The sequence below is a fragment of the Vibrio sp. 03_296 genome, assembly GCF_002265885.1.
Map to the genome: position 1 here is coordinate 1 of NZ_NPKW01000177.1, position 1,472 is coordinate 1,472.

A 1,472-nucleotide genomic window follows, 5' to 3' on the forward strand; every position below is an offset into this window, starting at 1 on the left:
CGGTTGAGGCGCCACTCTTCGTTTTGATAAAGATGAACGAAGATCTCAGGTCTGTTTGACAATATCAATCACAGGTTGCACAATGCTCAGCCGGAACATTTTTGCTGTACATCAGTTGGTCATGCTGGTCATGAACACGAGCACCGTTTGAGGTGATCATGTAGGCGGGAATGCCCACTTGAGCGCGAATGCCGGCAACATCGACATGGTGACGGCCAGTGGCGAAAATAAAGGTGTAACCTTGCTCATGCAGCGCTTTGAGCGTCTGTTTAGAGAATTCGCTGAGTTGGTGATTCGGTGCCAGCAGCGTGCCATCCAGATCGGAAGCAACGATTTTGGTGATCTCTTTGTTTGGCAAGCTCGCAGTCATACGGCCCTCTTATGTCAGTCGGATATGTTCAGGAAACAGGAAACGTTATCGACACAGGTCATTGTCTGAGTCGGTAGAAAGTGACACAACGTCTATCCAGCTTGGATGCCTGGCTAGACGCTGCTCACTAGGGGGATGGTCGCTAGTGTATGTGAAAGCGGAGAGAAAAAGAGGTAAATTAGCGTGCTTGCTTTCCTCTTCTGCAAAAAGCGGAACATCGCGCTGAGTGCTTGATTGCGGAAGTGGTCTTTCTCAAACAACAACTCGTGTTGCGCTCCCTCAATTACCACCAACTCACTTTGCTTATTGGTTTTGTGCAGCTTTTTGAAAACTGCGACTGTGCTTGATTGCTTGACGATGCGATCGCCCCCCGCCTGCAACAGTAATACCGGAAGGGTGAGTTGGACGCGTCAGCAAAATGCACTGTTTGGCTGCCATTAAGCCTTGCCACACCCAACGGGTGCTCGGGCCACCGACTTGCAGCTCGGGCTTGTCGCGATACAGCTGTCTAAACCATTGATAACGGCGCTTGGCTCTGGCTGAGCGGATTATCTCAAAGGGCTTCTCATAATAGCTTTTGTGTCCCGGCGCATAAGTAGGCGTTGGGTACACGGCGGTGAGAATCTGGCTGACTGCCATGGCCACAGGGCTGATATACCAAGGGAGATCGATACCAAACATCGGTGCACTGAGCACCAACTTATCAAAACCATGTTGTGGGTGGGTTTGTAAGTAGCGCGTGGCCACAGCGAGCCGCCCATCGAATGAGAAACAATAGTGTCGCTGCTGACTAAGCGGAGAAATCAAAGTGCGCAATCACGGCTTCCATGTCGAGAATGTAATCATCAAACTCGTAGACGTGACCAATATCAGAGTCTTTCACCAGGCGATCTGATAAACCTTGGCCTCGATGATCGTAGCTGTAGACGTCATAGCCTTGACGGTAGAGATCAAACAGAAGTTCTTGGTACTTCCAAGCAGATTCGATTCTGCCATTCACTACCAGCACCGCCTTTTTGTGTTGCGGGTTGGTCAGCTTACACCAATACAACTGCATCTTATCGCGCGTTTTAGGAACCTCTTGTCGCTGCTGCCATAGGGC

2 pseudogenes are annotated in these 1,472 nt (G+C 50.3%); both read right to left on the reverse strand.

Annotated features, from left to right (window positions below):
* A pseudogene (locus CIK04_RS22720) lies at nucleotides 1–370 on the reverse strand (HAD-IIB family hydrolase); the annotation flags it as partial.
* Between the two features lie 113 nt (nucleotides 371–483).
* A pseudogene (locus CIK04_RS22725) lies at nucleotides 484–1,472 on the reverse strand (alpha/beta fold hydrolase); the annotation flags it as partial.